The sequence below is a fragment of the Saccharopolyspora elongata genome, assembly GCF_004348985.1.
In the GTDB taxonomy this organism is placed as follows: Bacteria; Actinomycetota; Actinomycetes; order Mycobacteriales; family Pseudonocardiaceae; genus Saccharopolyspora; species Saccharopolyspora elongata.
Genome location: NZ_SMKW01000247.1, coordinates 1 through 721, shown reverse-complemented (window position 1 = coordinate 721; position 721 = coordinate 1). Strand labels below are relative to the sequence as shown.

Annotated in this window: 1 protein-coding gene; it reads left to right on the top strand. The window is 66.4% G+C overall.

The window, feature by feature from the left end; translation table 11 throughout:
• The first annotated feature begins 55 nt into the window (after positions 1-55).
• Positions 56-328 carry a cysteine hydrolase family protein gene (locus E1288_RS46545; protein WP_207954962.1) on the top strand — a complete coding sequence of 91 codons (273 nt, stop codon included), beginning with the start codon at positions 56-58 and terminating at the stop codon, positions 326-328.
• Positions 329-721: the final 393 nt, after the last annotated feature.

The following is a 721-nucleotide window of genomic DNA, read 5'->3' as shown; positions in this document are numbered from 1 at the left end:
CGTCAGAGGTGTATAAGAGACAGCCCCAGCCCCAGCCGCCCCAATCTCGACCGAGGTGTGCCTCGCCCTCCCGGCCATCAGTGCCACGGCGGAGGGGTACGACGCCTACGCCGCGATCGACGCCTCCGGCACCTTCTGGCAGACCAAGCGCGAAGCGGGCCTGCTGCGCATGCAACAGGCCGGGGTGATCCCGATCGACTACTCGACTGCCATCGTCGAAATCCTCGCTGACAACGCCGATCCCCTGGCCGCTGACGTCTACACCGCGCTCGACATGCCTTTCGCGGTACTCGTCGGCCAGATCGCCTCCGCATTGTCCAAGAGCTGATGTCATTGGTCGATGTCGAGTCGGTGCTCAGGACAATCCCCTCGGCGCGCTCACCGGGTGGGAGTTCGAAGTGCTGGAGCTGATGGCGGGGGAACGGTCCGGCGCGGCCATCGCACCCCGACTGCACCCGCTGGGCTCAGGCCCAACGCGGTGTTGCAGATGAGCTCGTGGGCCGACGGAATTTCTGCCCCTGCGGGCTGTCGTCGCGCTGTTCGACGGTGACCTGTGCGCATGAGGCGCGTGCACGCTCGAGAGGATCAGCTTGGAGGGGCGGGCCGGTCGGCGAAGATACCGTGCAGTATTCCGGTGGCCTGCCCGATCTCGATGAGGTACCCGTCCGGGTCGCGGAGATAGCACCGCAACTCGGCCTTGCGGTCCTTGGGCTCTGTCAGG